Source organism: Brevundimonas sp. NPDC055311 (genome assembly GCF_053645695.1).
In genome coordinates, this window is record NZ_JBSHMV010000001.1 from 813,272 (window position 1) to 829,844 (window position 16,573).

A 16,573-nucleotide genomic window follows, 5' to 3' on the forward strand; every position below is an offset into this window, starting at 1 on the left:
CCTTAGACCGCCGGCTTTTCGGCGCCTTCCGTCGGGCCCTTCTCTCCGCCCTGCCCGTCCTTCGGCTTGGAACGGTGACGCGACAGGATCGGCGCAAGGGCCTCACGGTCCGTCGGGCCCAGACGGCTCAGCGTCTCGACCGCCCCCGCTTCCAGCCGCGCCCGCCCTCGCATTTCAGACGCGCGCGACCGTTCCAGCAAGGCGGCGACCGCCACCGCATCGAACTGATCCGAACGGGTCAGGGCGATGGCCTCGCGACGGGCCGCCCGCGCCTCTTCGAAATCCGGACGAGCCTGCAGGGCGGTGGCGCGCAGCTCACGCTTGACCTGATCGCGCACGGCGGGGGGGCGCGTCTCGACCACTGACCAGACGGGCTCGCTGCGGCCCGGCCGGCGCGCTTCGGTCGCCACCTCCTGGACCTGCCTGGCCGCCATCCAGGCCGCGCCCGCTCCGGCGACGGCGAAGATGTTGAGAGCGACGGACGCCGCCAGGGCGATCCTCAAGCCTTTCGTGCTCATCCGCCCAAAACCTCCGTATCGTCAGTGCTGGTCAGACTGGCCTGATACAACACCGCGTCGGCGCGAATGTCGGCCGTCATCTGGCCAGTCAGAACCACGCCGAAAACGGCCCCGGCGCAGGCGGCCGCCGCCCAGCCGGCGCCCGACAGCCAGGCCATGACGCCGATGCCGCCGCGCCGACGGCCCAGACCCGCGCCGGCCGCCGCAGCGATCACCTGTTCGCGCAAGGCGTGGGATGCGACCACGCGCGGAGCCGCGTCCAGCAGGGCGTCAAGCCCGTCCGCATCCCGCAGCAAGGCCGCAGCCTGAAGATCCGTCGCGACCAGGGCGCGCGCCGCCTCGCGCTCGCTCTGCGGCCAGCGGCGCAGGTCGCCGCCATAGGCGTCGGCCAGGTGTTCAAACCGTTCTCGGGTCATCGTCGTCATCTCGTCCCCCGCCATAGTGGTTCGGCGCGCGCTGCAGCGCCGCCGCCTCGCATGCCCTGTCGCCCATCACGCCCCGCGCCTGGATGCGGCGCGATGTCCGCCAGGGCGGTCCGCAAGGCGCGACGGCCCCGCGACAACAGGCTTTCCAGCGCTTCCACGCTGATCTCCATCAGGGCGGCGGCTTCGATATTGCCCAGCTCCTGATAGTGGCAAAGGACGATGGCCTCGCGCTGCCGCTCCGGCAGGCGCGTCAGGGCCTGTTCGACCCGCGCGCCCGTCTCGGCGGCCAGCAGGCCCCGATCCGGCGCCGGGCCGTCGTCGATGCTGTCGGGGATGGCGTCCGTCGCGATCTCGCGCCGGCGCCGCAGACGGTCGTAGCAGAGGTTGAGCCCCACCCGGTGCAGCCAGGTGTCGAAGCGCGCCTGGCCAGGGGTCCAGCGCGGCGCCTGCCTCCAGGCTCTGAGCATCGCTTCCTGGGCCACGTCCTCAGCCTCCGCCGCATCGCCCAGCATCCGCTGGGCGAGCGACAGCATGCGCGGCAGCTTGCGCGCGACCATGGCCTGAATGGCCGCGGGGTCGCCTTCGCCCACGCGGCGCACCAGATCCTCGTCGGGGTCGACGCTTGTCGCCAATCCAGCCTCTTTGGCTCCATCCAGAAAGGTCGGGCGGTCGGACCGCCTTCCCCGACATCACCCTACTCCGAAGCGGGCGCCGAAGGCGACGCCGGGTTCGAACGACGCTGCTCGCGCTTCTGACGCATCTCGGCGCGGCCGGCCTGCATGGCGGCGCGACGCTCCTCAACCGTCAGCACGCCGTCGCGGTTCGCATCCATTCGCGCGAAGGCCTCGGTCGCCTTGCGCTCGGACTCTGCGATGACGATGGGGAAGCGGCTCTCGGCGCGCTGCGCTCCCATCCGGCCGCCCCGATCCCGAGCACCCTGGCCCCGATGTCCGCGCATCATGCGCGCGCCGTCGTGACGGCCCCCGCCCATACGGTCGCCGCGGGCTTGAGGCGCCTCGAACTCGGCGCGGCTGAGGGCGCCGTCCTTGTTGGCGTCCAGCCGGTCGAACCGGGCTGAAAGGCGTTCAGCGCGGCGCGCCTGGCCGTAGGCGCGCATCTCCTCGGCCGTCACTTGACCGTCGCCGTTCGCGTCCGCCACGCGCAGGCGCTCGACCCGACGCTGCACGAAATCGGCTTGGCTGACCGGCTCGGCCGTCCGGGCGCGATGCGACGCAGCGGAGGAGTCCTGGGCGATCGCCGTCCCGCCGACCGCCAGCGTCAGTGCAAGAACGGCCACGCCGCCGAAAGTCATCTTCATCTCGATGTTCTCCATCTGGCCCGAAGGCCAAGAAGCAACCCTGTCGAGAAGTAGAACGGCGCCCGGATCAGATTCCGTCGCTCAATGGCGGCAAGGCGGCGTCGAACGCCCGCCTCGCCTGCAGCCGCAGGTCGATCAGGCGGGCCTTCAGGGTATCGAAATCAGGCGCCCCGGCCGCGCGGGCCAGCCGCATCTGGAAACCCGACGGCTCCTGATCCGGATCGCCTGCCCCCTCAAAGGCGCAGGCCATCAACTGCCCCAGTCGCTGATGAAGACGCCAGCTTTCGGCCAGCACCGGATCGGCGGCCAGCGCCTCGAGCGTCGAGACCGTCAGGGGCGCCCCGGCCTGGGCCGCCGTCAACTGACGATACTGGGCCGTGAACTCGGCGTCGACCTGACCGCCCGGCGACAGCTTCAGGTCCCAGAAGCCCTTGGGCCGCCGCTCGCGATCCATCAGATCGCGCATGGCCCGCACGTCCTCGGCGAGGTCGACGCCGGGGCGGGGCCGCCGCAACGCCGCCTCCAGCGCCGTCTCGACCCGCGCGCCGAACGCTTCGTCGCTGGCCCAGACCAGTCGCGCGCGCGTCAGGGCCATGAACTCCCAGGTGTCGGCCTCCTCGGCGTAGTAGGCCTCCATCGCTTCCAGCCGGACCGACACCGGCCCCTTGGAGCCCGTGGGCCGCAGCCGCATGTCCACCTCGTACAGCCCGCCTTCCGCCGTGTGGGCCGACAGGGCGGCGATGAACCGCTGGGTGAAACGGCCATAGAAGGTCTCGGCGCTCCAGCCGCGCCCGGCCGAAACCGCGTCGGGCGCCGCCGCATAGACCGTCATCAGGTCCAGATCCGAACCCGCCGACATCTCTCGCGAGCCCGTCTTGCCCAGGGCGACGACGGCGACGGCCCCGTCGAAGGCGCCGCCCATGCGCTCGGCCTCCTTCAGCGCGGCGGGGGCCAGACCCTTCATGCAGGCGTCGGCCAGGGAGGTGTTGGTCAAACCCGCCTGCTCGGCTGTGGTCCGGCCGGTGATGACGTGCATGCCGATACGAAAGGCCTGTTCGCGGTGCAGACGGCGAACGGCGTTCATGGCCCCTTCGAAGTCGCCGGCCTCGCCCGCCTCGCGCACCACCTGCTCGGCCACGCCGGTGTCGGTGCCCAGCGCCGTCATGAAGCGCGCGTCCAGCACCCCGTCCAGCGCCTGCGGCCGCCGCCCCAGCATCCGCGCCAGACGCGGCGCGAAGGCCATGACCTCGACCACCAGATCGAACAGCTTCGGCTGGTTCAGGAACAGGGCCTGCACCTGCACCCCGGCGCTGAGGCCCGAGAAGAAGACGGCGAAACGGCGGAAGGCCGCATCCGGCGCCCCCGTCCTGGCCACCGCCGTCAGCAGTTGCGGCGCCAGTCGGGTGAACAGTTCGCGCCCCCGCGCCGTGCGCGTCGCCTGAATGCGGCCGTGGTGCCAGCTGCGGATCGTGTCGGACACGCCGGCGGGCTCGGAAAAGCCCATGCGCGCCAGGGTCTCCAGGGTGCCGGGGTCGTTCTCCACCCCCGTGAAGACCAGACTTCCGTAGGGCGAGGACAGGTCTTCGCCGCCCTCGAACAGTTCGCCATAGCGGGCGTTGACCCGCACCAGCAGGCGCTCGATCCCGGCGTCGAAGGCGGCCAGATCGCCCTGTCCCGCCAGGGCCGCCACATCGGCGCGGCGCTCTGGATCGACAGGCAGAATATGGGTCTGTTCGTCCGCCAGCATCTGGGCTCGATGCTCCAGCGCACGCAGCTCAAGATAGGCGGCGCGCAGTTCGTCCCGTGCGTCGGGCGCCACATGGCCCGCAACAGTCAGGGCGTCCAGCGCCTCCAGCGTACGCGGCGAGCGCAAGGCCCGGTTCCGTCCGCCCAGGATCAGTTGCTGGGTCTGGACATAGAATTCGATCTCGCGGATGCCGCCCCGGCCCAGCTTCAGATTGGCCCCCGCCGCCTCCAGCCCCTCGCCGGTCTTGTGGACGTGGATCTGTTTCTTGATCGACTGGATGTCGAGCACGGCCTGGTAGTCCAGGCTGCGGCGCCAGACATAGGGGACCAGGGCCTTCAGGAAGGCCGCGCCCTCCGCTTCGTCCCCGGCGCAGACACGAGCCTTGATGAAGGCCGCCCGTTCCCAGTTCTGGCCGACGGACTCGTAGTAGGCCAAGGCCATCGGCGCTGCGACGACCGGCGGGGTCGAGGACGGATCGGGCCTCAGCCGCAGATCGACGCGGAAGACGTAACCGTCGGCCGTCCGCTCGGCGAGCAGGGTCGTCAGCCCCTGGGCCAGGCGGTTGACGAAACCCTGCGCCTCAACGCCTTCGGCCAGGGCGGTCTCCAGCACCTCCGGCTCATAGAAGAGCGACAGGTCGATGTCCGAGGAATAGTTCAGCTCGAACGCCCCGCCCTTGCCCATGGCCAGGACGAACAGGCCCGGAACCGGCCCGCGCGGATCATCGGCCGCCGAGGTCAGCCGCCCGCGCCCGCGCCAGTCGTCGGCCAGAATTCTCAGCGCCGCCCGCGCCGCCGCATCGGCGAAGCGCGACAGGGCGCCCGTCACCTGATCCAGATCCCAGACCCCGCCCAGGTCGCACAGCGCCGTCAGCAGATGCAGTTCCGCCTTCAGTCGACGCAACGGCGCCTTGGCCTCGTCCGGCGCCCCGGCCAAGGCGTCAGTCGCCGTCAGTATCTCCGCCAGCCGCGCCTCGGGGTCGCTGTCCAGCGTCCGGCGCAGCCGCTCAGGCCAGCGCCGCGCCAGCCTCGCCAGATAGGGCGAGGCGGCGAAGACCGGCGTCAACGCCGCCCACGCCGCATCCAGCGTGGCGCGCCAGCCGTCGGCGTCCGCCGCCTCGATCAGCCGTTCATGCAGACGCCCTGCCGCCTCCGCGTCGCGTACGGGGCCGCACGGCTGCAATCGCCTCGCCAGAGCGTCGCTCACGCCTCGGGCGTCCGGCTGGCGGCGGGCAGGATCAGGGCCACGCGCAGGCCCGGCCCGCGTCCGTCATAGACGCCCGGTCCCTCGTCCAGCTGGATGCGGCCGCCATGCGCCTCGGCCACCGCCGTGACCAGGGACAGGCCCAACCCCGAACCCGGCTCGGTGCGGCTGTTGTCCAGCCGCACGAAGCGTTGCAGCACGCGTTCGCGATCCTCGTCCGGTACGCCCGGCCCGTTGTCGGTGACGGAAAACTCCACATCGCCCGACGAGCGGCGTCGGGCGCGGAACATCACCGCCCCGCCTTCGGGCGTATATTTGATGGCGTTGTCGATCAGATTGGCCAGGGCCTGGGCCAGGAAGGGCTGGTTGCCCTCGATCATCAGCCCCTTCTCGATCTCGGCGGCGAACTCCAACCCCTTGTCCTCGCCGGCCGGTTCGTAGAGCTCGGCCATGTCGGCGGCCAGGTCGGCGGCGTCGAACACCTTGGGATCGGGCGCCCCGCCCGCCTGCAACCGGGCGATGGCCAGCACGGTATTGAAGGTCTTGAGCAGGGCGTCCGCCTCGTCCAGCGCCACGCTGAGGGCGTCGACGCCCGACGTCCGTCCCGCTTCGGCGTCGATGAGCGCGACCTCCATCTTGGCCTTCATCCGGTTCAGCGGGGTGCGCAGGTCATGGGCGATGGCGTCGCCGGCGTGGCGGATCGAGGCCATGGAGCCTTCCAACCGGTCCAGCATCCCGTTCAGCCCCTCGCCCAGTTCGTCCAGTTCATCGCCGGAATGGCGGATCGGAACGCGCGCCTTCAGATCGCCCTCCTGCACCGCCGTCACCACGCGATTCAGCCCGCCCATGGCCCGCTCGACCCCCCGGCTGATCCACAGACCGCCGCCGACGCCCAGCAACAACACCATGATCATGGCGCCCCACAGGGCCTGGGTCAGGCGAGCCAGATAGGCCTCGATGTCGCCGATGTCCTCGCCGACGAACAGATGTTCGCCGCCCGACAGGGTCATCTCGACGCCGATGGCCCCGCGCCGCCGCACGCGTCCATCCTCGTCCGTGTCGGTCAGTCGGAAATCGTCCCAGCGCGCGGTCGACGGCGGCGCGCCCGCCTTGGGCGGGTCCAGCGGCGATTCCGAGACATTGCCGGTGATCACCGAACGATCCGGCGCCATCAGCAGATAGAGGTAGGGGCCGCCTTTCAGCGTGCGTTCGACCAGCACCTGGTTCAGGGCGTCGCGGCCGCGCGTGCGATAGACGGCGGTCAGGCCCTCGACCTCGGCCTTGACGCTGGCCTCGGCCCGCGCCCGCGCCTCGGACGCCGAAGCGACGTAGACATAGGCCAGCACCGCACTGGCCGTCGCCGCGAACAGCGCCAGGAACAGCAGCGTCAGCCGAAAGGGCGTCCGCCGAAAGAGCGAGGGCAGTTTCACTTCAGCTTTCTCCCTCCCCTTCATGGGGAGGGTGGTCGCGCAGCGACCGGGTGGGGAGGGCTTCAAGTGCGCTCATTACCCCCGCCATCACGCCATCGAGATCATCGCAAACGGCGGCGTTGTCGAACCTCAGCGTCGTGAACCCTTCGCCAGCCAGCACGGCGTCCCTCACCCTGTCTCTGTTCGCCCGCGCCTCGATCGCATGGGTGACGCCGTCAATCTCTATGACCAACCGTCGATCGAAGCAGACGAAGTCGAGATAATAGCCTCTAAACGGCGCCTGCCGCCGAAAATGAAACCCTTGAGCGCGCAATAGCTTCAACTGTACCCACATACGCGCCTCTGGCGGCGTCAGCGCTTTTCGCATGGCGCGGGCTCGGGCGATGATCGCCATGGTCTGCAGGCCCTCCCCACCCGACCAGCTGCGCCGGCCACCCTCCCCATGAAGGGGAGGGAGAACGATGGCGCGGTTTACGCCTCCAGCCGGTACCCCGCGCCGCGCACGGTCTGCAGCATGGCCTTGTCGAAGCCCTTGTCGATCTTGGAGCGCAGGCGGCTGATGTGGACGTCGATGACGTTGGTCTGAGGGTCGAAGTGGTATTCCCAGACCTTCTCCAGCAGCATGGTGCGCGTCACCGACTGGCCCGCGTGGCGCATCAGGAACTCCAGCAGCTGGAACTCGCGCGGCTGCAGGTCGATCTCCTGCCCGTCGCGGTGGACCGTACGGGCGATCAGGTTCATCTCAAGGTCGCCGACCTTGAGCACGGTCTGGACCCCGCCCGTCTCGCGGCGACGCGACAGGGCCTCTACCCGTGCGACCAGCTCGGCCAGGGCGTAGGGCTTGACCAGATAGTCGTCGCCGCCGGCCTTCAGGCCCGTGACCCGGTCCTCGACCTCGCCCAGGGCGGACAGGAACAGCACCGGCGTCTGATCGCCGCCCTTGCGGATGGTCTCGACCATGCCGACGCCGTCCAGGCGCGGCATCATCCGGTCCACGACATAGACGTCGTAGCCGCCCTTCTGCGACTCCAGCAGGCCGAAGGCGCCGTCCACGGCGTGGGTGACCTCGTGCCCGGCCTCGCTCAGGCCGCGCACCATGGCGGTCGCGGCCTCGGCGTCGTCCTCAACCACCAGAATACGCATGCAGCCTCCCAAAAAAGATTCGGCGGCGATGTTAGCGCATCGCCGCCGATCCTGTGAGTTACGCCTTATTCAGACTTGGCGAAGGGCAGAACCACCGAAGAGTTGGTTCCCTGCACCCGGATCAGCAGGAAGACCCCCGGCCGTCCCGCCGACCGCGCCTCGTCCACGGCCGCCTTCAGATCGGCCTCGGAGCGGACCACGCGATTGTTCGCGCGCTGGATCACCGTGCCGACTGGCATCCGCATCTTGCCCGCTTCCGAACGCGGAGCGACAGCGGTGACCACCACGCCCTGCATATCTTCAGGAATCGAGTAACGCTGACGCAGAGCCGAGGTGATCGGCGCCACCGTCATGCCCTCGATCGACTGGCCGACGGCCGCGCCGTCTTCGCCGGGTTGCTGGGTGCCCGAATCCTGATCGCCGTTCAGCTCGGCTTCCGACGGACGGGTGCCCGCGCGGATGTTCAGCGTCTGGCGCCTGCCGTCGCGCAGGACTTCAAGCCGCAGGGTATCGCCGGGCTTGGCTCGCGCCACGCGGCGGGTCAGTTCGGTCGAGCTGTCGACCGCCTCGCCGTTCACGCTGACGACCACGTCGCCGATCTGCATCCCGCCGCGATCGCCGGGCGCGCCCGCCGTCACCTCGGCGACATAGGCGCCCTTGACGTCTTCGCTCAGGCCCAGGGCGGCGGCCGCGTCCTTGGACAGGGTCTGGATCTGCACGCCCAGATAGCCGCGCTCCACCGTCTCGCCGCGCATCAGCTTGTCGGTGACGGCCTTGGCCGTGGTCGCCGGAATGGCGAAGCCGATGCCCACCGAGCCGCCCGACGGCGAGAAGATCGCCGTGTTCACGCCGATCACGCGACCATAGATGTCGAACGTCGGACCGCCCGAGTTGCCCCGGTTGATGGCCGCGTCGATCTGCAGATACTCGTTGTAGCCGATCGGATCGATATCGCGCGACTTGGCCGAGACGATGCCCGCCGTCGCCGTGCCGCCCAGACCGAAGGGGTTGCCCACGGCGATGACCCAGTCGCCGACGCGCGGCTCGGCGGCTTCTTCAAAGCTGACGAAGGGGAAGGCCGAACCTTCGACCTTGATGACGGCCAGGTCCGTGCCTTCGTCGCGGCCGATCAGCTTGGCCTTGAGTTCGCGGCCGTCGCTGAGCTTGACCGAGATTTCCTCGGCGTTCTCGACCACGTGGTTGTTGGTGACGATGAAGCCGTCGCCCGAGATGAAGAAGCCCGAACCGGCGCCGGCGGCCAACTGGGTGTCCGCCTCCTCGCCCTCGCCCGAACCGCCCGGCGCGCCGGGAATCGGCACGGCGCCGAAGCCCGGAATCTGGAACACGCCGCGCGGACGCTGGACGCGGGTCTTCACGTCGATCTGCACCACGGCGGGCGCGACCTGCTGGAAGATGTCGGCGAAGCTGAGCGGCGCGCCCTGCGGAGGGGCGAAAGCCAACGCCCCGGCTCCGGCCGAAGGAACCAGCTGTCCGACCTTGGCGGCGGGCGCAGCCTCGGCGCCCGGCCAGGTGATGACCCCGCCCGCCGTCGCGGCGGCGGCGAAGGTCAGGCCGACAGCGGCCCCCAGAATGAACTCCTTGCGTTTCAGCATCGTCGTCCTTGCAGTCTTTTACTGGCGTTCACGGAAAGCTCCGTTCGCCCATGGATATAGGGCGTTACGGCTCAAGCCAATGCACGCCGTCGAGATGATTGTTCCTGATCATCGTTCGGCGTGTGGCGCGTCTGCGTCAGGAAGACGGCGAAAGGCTTTCCAGACGGACAGGAGCAAGCCCCTTCTCAGCGCTCAGCTTCGTCTTCCGCCGTCAGGGCGGCCAGGGCGCGTTCTTCCTCGGGCGTCAGGGGAGCGGCCTCCCCTGCCCCGCGACGACGCGACCGCAGAACCAGCACCACGCCCGCCCCCGCCGCCAGGGCGAACGGGCCGAACCACAACAGCCAGGTGCCGATCCGCACCGGCGGCCTGAACAGCACATAGTCGCCGTAGCGGCGGATCAGATCGTCCCTGATCTGGGCGTCCGTCTTCCCCTCGGCGATCTGTTCGCGCACCAGGCCGCGCAGGTCGGCGGCGATGCCGGCCGGACTGTCGGCGATCGACTCATGCTGGCAGACGACGCAGCGGATGTCGCCGAACAGGGCGCGGGCGCGGGCCTCCTGGGCCGGGTCGGCCAAAGGCCGGTCGGGCGCGGGCGGCGGCTCGGCCAAGGCGGGCGCGGCGGCGCCGGCCAGCAGGACGGCGGCGAACAGGGCGGCGGCGCGCCTCATGTCTGCGCCTCCACGGGCTCGACCCGCTTGGCGGCCTTCTTCACGCGCGAGCCCGCCCCGACGCGCAGACGCCGGTCCAGCAGGGAGATCAACCCGCCCAGCGCCATCAGCGCCGGTCCCAGGAAGATCAACCGCGCCCAGGGATTATAATAGATGCGCACGATCCAGGCGCGCTCGCCCGTGTCCGTCGCCGCCCGATCGCCCATGACGGCGTAGACGTCGTCCAGCCCGCGGAAGTCGAGGCCGACCTCGGTCGTCGTCTGGCCGCCCGCCGGGAAGAAGCGGCGCTCGGCGGTGATGACGCGCTCGGGCGCGCGGCCGTCCGCCGACATGATGGTCAGACGGCCCTGCTCGGCCAGATAGTTCGGCCCCTCGATGACCTGCACCGCGTCCAGCCGCGCCTTCCACGGCCCGGCGGCGACTTCGCCGCCCAGCGGAAGGGCGGCGGCGGCCTCGGCCTTGAAGCTGGTCTCAACCACGGCCCCCAGGATGAAGACGCCCAGACCGGCGTGGGCGAGCGCCATGCCCCAGGCGCCCAGCGGCAATCCCTTGGCCCGGCGCAGGGTCTCAGGCAAAGGCGCGCGAAAGGCCTTGGTCCGCACGCCAAGCTCCGCCAGCGCGCCGCAGATCAGCCACGCCCCGACGCCCAGCCCTGCGGCGGCCAGCGCCTTCTGCGGCTCGAACAGGAAGAAGGCGACGAAGGCGGCGACGATCGCCAGGGCGGCGGCCAGCCACAGGCGCTGCAAGGCGCCCTTCAGATCGCCGCGCTTCCACGCCAGCAGCGGCCCGGCGGGCAGGATCAGACAGGCGACGATCATCAACGGATTGAAGACGGCGTTGAAATAGGGCGGACCGACCGAGATGGTCGCCCCCGTCGCCGCCTCGAGGATCAGCGGATAGAGGGTGCCGAGCAGCACCGTGGCCGCCGCGGCCGTCAGGAACAGGTTGTTCAGCACCAACGTCCCCTCCCGGCTGACCGGAGCGAAGGCGGCGCTCGAACGGATGGCCGGGGCGCGAAGAGCGAACAGGATGAAGGCCGCGCCCGCCGCCAGCCCCAGAATGGCCAGCAGCATCATCCCCCGCTGGGGATCGACGGCGAAGGCGTGGACTGAGGTCAGCACGCCCGAGCGCACCAGAAACGCGCCCAGCATGGAGAAGGTGAAGGCCAGGATGGCGAGGAAGACGGTCCAGCCCGCCAACGCCCCGCGCCGCTCAGTCACGATGGCCGAGTGCAGCAAGGCCGCGCCCGCCAGCCACGGCATGAAGCTGGCGTTCTCGACCGGGTCCCAGAACCACCAGCCGCCCCAGCCGAGTTCGTAATAGGCCCAGAACGACCCCAGTGCGATGCCGACGGTCAACAGAGCCCACGACGCCAGCGCCCACGGCCGCACCCAGCGCCCCCACGCCGGATCGACGCGCTTCTCGATCAGGGCGGCCACCGCCAGCGAGAAACAGACCGAAAACCCGACATAGCCCGCGTAGAGCAGCGGCGGATGCACCGCCAGCGCCGGGTCCTGCAGCAAGGGGTTCAACGACGCGCCCTGCACCGGCGCCGGCTCCAGCCGGAAGAAGGGGTTGGAGGTGAAGGCGGCGAAGGCCAGAAACAGGCTCGACAGGCCCGCCTGCACCGCCACGGCCGAGGTCTTCAGCCCGAACGGCAGGCCGCGCGCCAGCGCCAGCGCCCCGCCGAAGACCGTCATCACCAGACACCACAGCAGCAGCGAGCCCTCATGGCTGCCCCAGGCGGCGGCGACCTTGTAGAAGACCGGCTTGTCGGTGTGGCTGTTCATGGCCACGTTCGACACCGAGAAGTCCGAGACCACGAAGGCGTAGATCAGGGCGGCGAAGGCCAGGGCGATCGCCCCGGCCGAGGCCAGCATGGCGCCGCCCCCTGCCCCGGCCAGCACTGGGCTGAGCCGCAGACGTCCCGCCGTGGTCAGCGCCAGACTCAGCACCGACAGCGCCAGCGCCAGGATCAGGGCGAAGGCGCCCAGTTCGACGACCAAGGCTTAGGCCCCCTGCTGCGCGGCGACGGCGGACGCCGTCGCATCGTCAGGCCGCCACTCGCCCTTTTCCTTCAGCCGGTCGGCGACTTCGCGCGGCATATAGGTCTCGTCGTGCTTGGCCAGCACCTGGCTGGCCTCGAAGGTGCGGTCTGGGCGGAAGGCGCCCTGCGCCACGATCCCCTGCCCCTCGCGGAACAGGTCCGGCAGGTCGCCGTGATAGATCACCCGCGCCGTCGCCCCGTTGTCGGTGACGACGAAGACGACCGAGCCGTCGGCGGCCTTGGTCACGCTGCCCGCCTCGACCAGACCGCCCAGACGGATCATCTGACCGGCAGGCACCTTCTGCGGCGTCACTTCCGAAGGGGAGTAGAAGAAGGTCACATTGTCCTTCATCGCCCACAGCGACAGGCCGACGGCCAGCGCCAGCACGGGCGCCGCGGCGATCACGACCCACAGGCGACGGCGCGCCTTGGGCGATTTGGGCAACCAACTCATGTCGACGATCCGGAAACGGCGGAATACATCGCCGCGTATAGGGCGGGAGCCAGGGCGGGCCAACGGCTCATCGCCCCGCCCCGGCCAGACGTTGCTGCAGGTCGGCGCGGCGCGGATCGGCCGCGTCCAGCATGGCGATCAGAGGCGTCCACATGGCCTCGGCCTCGGCCCGGTCGCCGCGCGCCAGGGCCGCCTCGCCCAGATAGAAGCGCGCGCCCAGCTGATCCGGGTCCAGCTTGATCGCCTGACGGAAGGCCGCCTCGGCGTCGCCGTCGACCGCGCCGCCGTTGGCCCGCACCAGGCTTTCGCCCAGCCGCGCCCAGCTGCGGGCGTCGTCCGGCTGGATCGCCAGAGCGCGGCGGAAGGCCGAGGCCGCGCCGATGGGGTCGCCCGCCTCGAACCGGGCGGCGCCCAGCATGGTCAGGGCCAGACGGTCGTCGGGCCGGTCCTTGACCACCTGTCCCAGCACGGCCGCGACCTGGGCCGGCTCCAGCGTCTCGGGCGCCGAGGCCCATTCGCGCACGCGCGTCTCATAGGCCTGATCCTTCATGCCCGGCGCGCCGAAGACGGCGTAGAGGCCCAGCGACACGGCGGCCGTCGCTCCGATCCCGCCCAGCACCCAATAGCGATCGGCCGAACCCGCGACCGGGCGGCGATCCGCACGACGGGCGGCCAGCAGGCGACGCCCCGCCTCGGCCCGGGCGGCGGTCCAGCCCGCCTCGTCCAGCAGGCCGCGCGCCTTCAGCCGGTCCAGTTCGGCCAGTTCGCGCACGCCGGCGTCGCGATCCGCCACGCTCTCGGCGTCGGCTCCGCGTCGGGCGGCGGACAGCACCGCCAGCCCCGCCAGCGCCGTCGCCATGGCCGTCATGATCCAGAAGATCGTCATGGTCGTCGCTGTAGCGGATCAGGCGGCCGGAGGCGAGGCGCGCGACGCCGCACCTGACGCCATCAACCGCCGCCGCACCGTGCGGGCGGCCTCGCGCGCGCCGATCAGGCCCAACAGTTCGGCGGTCAGGAGGATGCGCTTGCGCGCCGCCGCCTCATCGGCGGCCTGGCCGTCGTTGAGCCGCTCCATCGCTTCATCGGCCCAGGCGGCGAGGCGGCCGGTCAGGGCCTCGGCCGTCTGGCGCCGCTCGGCCTCGCAGCCGAACACGGCCGCCGGACCGCGCACCAGCCCCACCAGCGCCGCCAGGGCGCGCGCCCGATCAGCGGCGGCCGCTTCGACCGCTCCGTCCAGCCGGGGCGCCGGCCGCGTCATGCGCCCGACCAGGGCGGTCCGCTCGACCGGCAGGACGGCGTCCACCGCCCGCTCGGCGGCGCTGAAGCGTTCGGACAGGCTGAGCGCCATCTTCAGCCGCGCCTGTCGCACCGCCTTGCCCCAGGCGCTGTCGGCCTTGAGCGGCAGGACGACGTCGATCTCGGCCAGCGTCTCGGCGCACCAGTCCAGATCGGCCTTGAAGACGTCCAGATCGGCCCCGCTCCCGGTCGGGTCGAAGGCGGCGGCCTGGGCGGCTCGCCGCGCCAGCGCCAACAGGATGCGGTCGACGAACAGGCCCAGTTCGCTTTCGCCCAGAGCCGTCTCGACGCTCAGCTCCCGCCCGCCCGGCGCGGCCAGGGCGGCGATGCGCAGGATCAGCCGCGCATCCTCCAGATGGGCGAAGATGATCTCCAGCAGGCGGCTGGCGCCTTCGGGCGCGATCCCGGCGGCCTGACGCAGGGCGAGCTTCAACTCGGCCGCCGCCTCGGGGCCGGAGCGATTGATCCAGTCGGGCAGATGCGGCAAGGCCCGCCGCGCCGTCGCCGCCAGGTCGAGGCAGGCGGCCAGCTCCTGGGCCTGCGCTGTCGCCTCCGCCGACGCAGCCTCCGGCCAGACCTCGGCCGCCCGGTCGCGCAGGGCGAAGGCGGCGCTGAGGCACAGACGGTCTGCGATCATGCGCGACAGGTCATCGTCCCGGTCCAGTTGAGGCAGAAGCTCCGGCTCATTGCGGGTGGCGCTGCGCCACAACCGTCCCAGCACGACGGGCGGAAAGCCGAACCCCGGCAGACCGTCGGCGCGCGGCTGGAACATGGGCAGCAGGGGCCCGAAGGCGATGTTCCGGCGTCGCCGGTCCAGCGCCTCGACCTCGATCATGTCGCGCAAGGCCGCCGACCGGTCCCCCGCCATCGTCCCCGCCAGCCCCGAAAGCTGCGACAGGACCCGGTCCGGACACCGTTCGATCAGCTGGGCCAGGGCGGCCCTCTGGGCGACCGACAGGTCCGCCATCCCCACTCCTCCGACCGAACCGATTCCCGGCCAAGACGCCGAGGGTGCCCCGCTGCGGGTTAACAGGGGATTTTTCGACAACGAACCTTGGCCGTCTTCAAGACTTGCTCCGTCGGCCGTCAGCAGGCATTAGGCGCCCATCACCCTGGACTCGCACCTGGCTTCAGGACGCGGGTGGCTATCCTGACCGCCGATCCGTCAGGAAACCGAGCCCGCATTTTTGGCGGCTCACCCAGATGAATCCTGAATGTCCATCATTGCTTCCGCACGCCAGCAATGGCTCGGCAATCCACGCCGCGACCTGCTCGCGGGAACCGTTGTCGCCCTGGCCCTTATTCCCGAGGCTATCGCCTTCTCCATTATCGCCGGCGTCGACCCCGCTGTCGGCCTCTACGCCAGCTTCGTCATCGCGGTGACCATCGCCTTTGTGGGCGGCAGGCCTGCAATGATCTCGGCCGCCACCGGCGCCATGGCGCTCCTGATGGCCACCCTGGTGCGCGAGCACGGCCTGGAATACCTGTTCGCCGCCTCCCTGCTGTGCGGCGTTTTCCAGATCGGCATAGGCCTGCTGAAGCTGGGCCGGTACATCAGGTTCGTCAGCCGCAGCGTCATGACGGGCTTTGTCAACGCGCTGGCGATCCTGATTTTCATGGCCCAGCTGCCCGAACTCGTCGGCGCCAATTGGCAGACCTACGCCCTGGTCGTCGCCGCCCTGGCCATCATCTACGGCTTTCCGCGACTGACCCGAGCCGTCCCCTCTCCCCTGGTCGCCATCGTCGTCATCAGCGGCGTGGTGATGGCCACGGGACTGGACGTTCGCACGGTGGGCGACATGGGTCAGATGCCCACGACCTTGCCGATGTTCCATCTGCCCGCCGTGCCTCTGACATGGGAGACCTTCGCCATCATCGCGCCGGTGTCGGCCACCCTGGCCTTCGTCGGCCTGCTGGAAAGCCTGCTGACCGCCAACCTGATCGACGACATCACCGATACCCCGTCGGACAAGGATCGCGAGACGCGGGGCCAGGGGATCGCCAATATCCTGTCGCCCCTGTTCGGCGGCATGGCCGGGTGCGCCATGATCGGCCAGTCGATCATCAACGTGACCTCCGGCGCCCGCGGACGGTTGTCGACCCTGTGGGCGGGCCTCTTCCTGCTATTCTTGATCCTGGTGCTCCAGGACTGGGTCGCGCGCATACCGATGGCGGCTCTGGTGGCGGTGATGATCATGGTTTCCGTCGGCACCTTCGACTGGAAATCGGTGCGGAACCTGCCCGCGACGCCGCTGCAGTCCTCCATCGTCATGATCGCCACCACCGTGACCGTCGTTCTGACCCACGACCTGTCGAAGGGGGTGCTGCTCGGCGTCGTTCTGTCCGCCGTCTTCTTCATGCGAAAGGTCGGCAAGACGATCGTCGTCCAGGAGATTGAAACGCCTGAGGAAGGGCGCCTGCGCTACCGCGTGTCCGGCAACCTGTTTTTCGCCTCGGCCGACGTCTTCGCCGCCAGTTTCGAACACCACGGCCAACCGACGCAGGTCGAGATAGACATGACCGACGTCCACCTGTGGGACCTGACGGGGGTGGCCGCCGTCGACAAGGTGGTCTTCCGCTATCGCCGGCAAGGTGCGACAGTCGAGGTGGTCGGCATGAACGAGGCCGCGCGAACGCTCGTCAGCCAAGTCGGCAAGCACGACAAGAGCCACTTGCCGGCGGGCGCGGCGCACTGAAACACCGCCCCTAGA

At 70.2% G+C, this 16,573-nt stretch carries 15 protein-coding genes and 1 other annotated feature; of the genes, 1 reads left to right on the plus strand and 14 read right to left on the minus strand.

Going from position 1 to position 16,573, the window contains the following annotated elements; genetic code table 11:
- Positions 1-2 precede the first annotated feature (2 nt).
- The 14 genes from ACWIDZ_RS03820 to ACWIDZ_RS03885 all read right to left on the minus strand — a co-directional run bounded on the left by ACWIDZ_RS03820 (position 3) and on the right by ACWIDZ_RS03885 (position 14,829).
- On the minus strand, positions 3-518 hold the full coding sequence (locus ACWIDZ_RS03820; protein WP_453988826.1) for a periplasmic heavy metal sensor: 516 nt from the start codon (positions 516-518) through the stop codon (positions 3-5).
- Positions 515-943 (minus strand): hypothetical protein, encoded by a 429-nt coding sequence (locus ACWIDZ_RS03825; protein WP_453988827.1) that lies wholly within the window; start codon positions 941-943, stop codon positions 515-517. Before ACWIDZ_RS03825 ends, ACWIDZ_RS03820 begins: the two co-directional genes overlap by 4 nt.
- The gene (locus ACWIDZ_RS03830; protein WP_291776800.1) at positions 940-1,575 is read right to left on the minus strand and encodes an RNA polymerase sigma factor; all 636 of its coding nucleotides are present in this window, start codon (positions 1,573-1,575) and stop codon (positions 940-942) included. The genes ACWIDZ_RS03825 and ACWIDZ_RS03830 overlap by 4 nt, the downstream gene beginning before the upstream one ends.
- Before the next feature lie 62 nt (positions 1,576-1,637).
- The gene (locus ACWIDZ_RS03835) at positions 1,638-2,261 is read right to left on the minus strand and encodes an EF-hand domain-containing protein (protein ID WP_453988828.1); all 624 of its coding nucleotides are present in this window, start codon (positions 2,259-2,261) and stop codon (positions 1,638-1,640) included.
- A gap of 67 nt (positions 2,262-2,328) precedes the next feature.
- Positions 2,329-5,214, minus strand: coding sequence for a bifunctional [glutamine synthetase] adenylyltransferase/[glutamine synthetase]-adenylyl-L-tyrosine phosphorylase (locus ACWIDZ_RS03840; protein WP_453988829.1), 2,886 nt, complete (start codon positions 5,212-5,214; stop codon positions 2,329-2,331).
- The gene (locus tag ACWIDZ_RS03845) at positions 5,211-6,641 is read right to left on the minus strand and encodes a sensor histidine kinase (RefSeq protein ID WP_343828772.1); all 1,431 of its coding nucleotides are present in this window, start codon (positions 6,639-6,641) and stop codon (positions 5,211-5,213) included. The genes ACWIDZ_RS03840 and ACWIDZ_RS03845 overlap by 4 nt, the downstream gene beginning before the upstream one ends.
- A gap of 1 nt (position 6,642) precedes the next feature.
- The gene (locus tag ACWIDZ_RS03850) at positions 6,643-7,035 is read right to left on the minus strand and encodes an endonuclease domain-containing protein (RefSeq protein ID WP_453988830.1); all 393 of its coding nucleotides are present in this window, start codon (positions 7,033-7,035) and stop codon (positions 6,643-6,645) included.
- Positions 7,036-7,112: 77 nt separating this feature from the next.
- Positions 7,113-7,784 (minus strand): response regulator transcription factor, encoded by a 672-nt coding sequence (locus ACWIDZ_RS03855; RefSeq protein ID WP_046651685.1) that lies wholly within the window; start codon positions 7,782-7,784, stop codon positions 7,113-7,115.
- A gap of 65 nt (positions 7,785-7,849) precedes the next feature.
- Positions 7,850-9,397, minus strand: a complete 1,548-nt coding sequence (locus ACWIDZ_RS03860) for a Do family serine endopeptidase (protein WP_453988832.1) — start codon at positions 9,395-9,397, stop codon at positions 7,850-7,852.
- A gap of 185 nt (positions 9,398-9,582) precedes the next feature.
- On the minus strand, positions 9,583-10,065 hold the full coding sequence (locus tag ACWIDZ_RS03865; protein WP_453988833.1) for a cytochrome c-type biogenesis protein: 483 nt from the start codon (positions 10,063-10,065) through the stop codon (positions 9,583-9,585).
- Positions 10,062-12,071: a heme lyase CcmF/NrfE family subunit gene (locus ACWIDZ_RS03870; protein WP_453988834.1), complete on the minus strand. Its 2,010-nt coding sequence runs from the start codon at positions 12,069-12,071 to the stop codon at positions 10,062-10,064. The genes ACWIDZ_RS03865 and ACWIDZ_RS03870 overlap by 4 nt, the downstream gene beginning before the upstream one ends.
- A 3-nt stretch (positions 12,072-12,074) precedes the next feature.
- Positions 12,075-12,566, minus strand: a complete 492-nt coding sequence (ccmE, locus tag ACWIDZ_RS03875; RefSeq protein ID WP_343828766.1) for a cytochrome c maturation protein CcmE — start codon at positions 12,564-12,566, stop codon at positions 12,075-12,077.
- Positions 12,567-12,633: 67 nt separating this feature from the next.
- Entirely contained in the window at positions 12,634-13,452 is an 819-nt protein-coding gene (gene ccmI / locus ACWIDZ_RS03880) for a c-type cytochrome biogenesis protein CcmI (protein WP_453988835.1), read from the minus strand.
- 18 nt (positions 13,453-13,470) lie between these two features.
- Positions 13,471-14,829, minus strand: coding sequence for a hypothetical protein (locus tag ACWIDZ_RS03885; protein WP_453988836.1), 1,359 nt, complete (start codon positions 14,827-14,829; stop codon positions 13,471-13,473).
- Positions 14,830-14,973: 144 nt separating this feature from the next.
- Positions 14,974-15,037: a sequence feature (sul1 is cis-regulatory element that is thought to sense ions involved in sulfur or methionine metabolism; They are found in Alphaproteobacteria), on the plus strand.
- Between the two features lie 39 nt (positions 15,038-15,076).
- Here ACWIDZ_RS03885 and ACWIDZ_RS03890 point away from each other — a divergent pair.
- The gene (locus tag ACWIDZ_RS03890) at positions 15,077-16,558 is read left to right on the plus strand and encodes a SulP family inorganic anion transporter (protein ID WP_453988837.1); all 1,482 of its coding nucleotides are present in this window, start codon (positions 15,077-15,079) and stop codon (positions 16,556-16,558) included.
- Positions 16,559-16,573 lie beyond the last annotated feature (15 nt).

Coding starts and splice junctions, on each gene's coding strand:
- ACWIDZ_RS03835 (WP_453988828.1), bottom strand. CDS start 2,261: ATGAAGATGACTTTCGGCGGCGTGGCCGTTCTTGCACTGACGCTGGCG.
- ccmE (WP_343828766.1), bottom strand. CDS start 12,566: ATGAGTTGGTTGCCCAAATCGCCCAAGGCGCGCCGTCGCCTGTGGGTC.
- ACWIDZ_RS03820 (WP_453988826.1), bottom strand. CDS start 518: ATGAGCACGAAAGGCTTGAGGATCGCCCTGGCGGCGTCCGTCGCTCTC.
- ACWIDZ_RS03855 (WP_046651685.1), bottom strand. CDS start 7,784: ATGCGTATTCTGGTGGTTGAGGACGACGCCGAGGCCGCGACCGCCATG.
- ACWIDZ_RS03885 (WP_453988836.1), bottom strand. CDS start 14,829: ATGGCGGACCTGTCGGTCGCCCAGAGGGCCGCCCTGGCCCAGCTGATC.
- ACWIDZ_RS03890 (WP_453988837.1), top strand. CDS start 15,077: ATGTCCATCATTGCTTCCGCACGCCAGCAATGGCTCGGCAATCCACGC.
- ACWIDZ_RS03825 (WP_453988827.1), bottom strand. CDS start 943: ATGACGACGATGACCCGAGAACGGTTTGAACACCTGGCCGACGCCTAT.
- ACWIDZ_RS03850 (WP_453988830.1), bottom strand. CDS start 7,035: ATGGCGATCATCGCCCGAGCCCGCGCCATGCGAAAAGCGCTGACGCCG.
- ccmI (WP_453988835.1), bottom strand. CDS start 13,452: ATGACGATCTTCTGGATCATGACGGCCATGGCGACGGCGCTGGCGGGG.
- ACWIDZ_RS03865 (WP_453988833.1), bottom strand. CDS start 10,065: ATGAGGCGCGCCGCCGCCCTGTTCGCCGCCGTCCTGCTGGCCGGCGCC.
- ACWIDZ_RS03860 (WP_453988832.1), bottom strand. CDS start 9,397: ATGCTGAAACGCAAGGAGTTCATTCTGGGGGCCGCTGTCGGCCTGACC.